Origin of the sequence: Caballeronia terrestris (assembly GCF_001544515.1) — a bacterium.
GTDB classification, from domain to species: Bacteria; Pseudomonadota; Gammaproteobacteria; order Burkholderiales; family Burkholderiaceae; genus Caballeronia; species Caballeronia terrestris.
Genome location: NZ_FCOL02000639.1, coordinates 1 through 513, shown reverse-complemented (window position 1 = coordinate 513; position 513 = coordinate 1). Strand labels below are relative to the sequence as shown.

Annotated in this window: 1 protein-coding gene; it reads left to right on the top strand. The window is 61.2% G+C overall.

Features of this window, described 5'->3' with window-relative positions:
- Positions 1-345, top strand: a 345-nt coding sequence (locus AWB67_RS39350; protein WP_327367317.1) for a zinc-binding dehydrogenase, incomplete at its 5' end; no start/stop codon positions are given.
- Positions 346-513 lie beyond the last annotated feature (168 nt).

The following is a 513-nucleotide window of genomic DNA, read 5'->3' as shown; positions in this document are numbered from 1 at the left end:
GTCGAGTTCGCCTTTGAGTTCGCCGGATCGATCCGCGCGTTGGACCTGGCGTACAACATCACGCGGCGCGGCGGCTCAACCGTCACGGCCGGCCTGCCGCCTTCAACCGCGCGCTGGCCGATGCCCGCCGTCAGCCTGGTTGCCGAAGAGCGCACGGTGAAGGGCAGCTACATCGGTACATGCGTCCCGTCGCGCGACATCCCGCGCTTTATTGACCTGTACAAGCAGGGTCGCTTACCCGTAGACAAGTTGCTGACGGGCCGCCTGAAGCTCGACGAGATCAATCACGGCTTTGACCTGCTGCACGAAGGCAAGGCGATTCGCCAGGTGGTGGTGTTCGAATGACCCAATCCAACGACAACTGGGCTGAAGGTTGGGTTGCGATGCAGCAAGCGTTCCTAAAGTCGATGTTCCGCTCTCCGACTGCCTCTGGCAGCGAATCGGAAGAAGCAAAGCCGCCCATGCAGGAGCAGTTCGCCGACCTGCAAGAAACGTGGAAAGAGTCGATCGAGA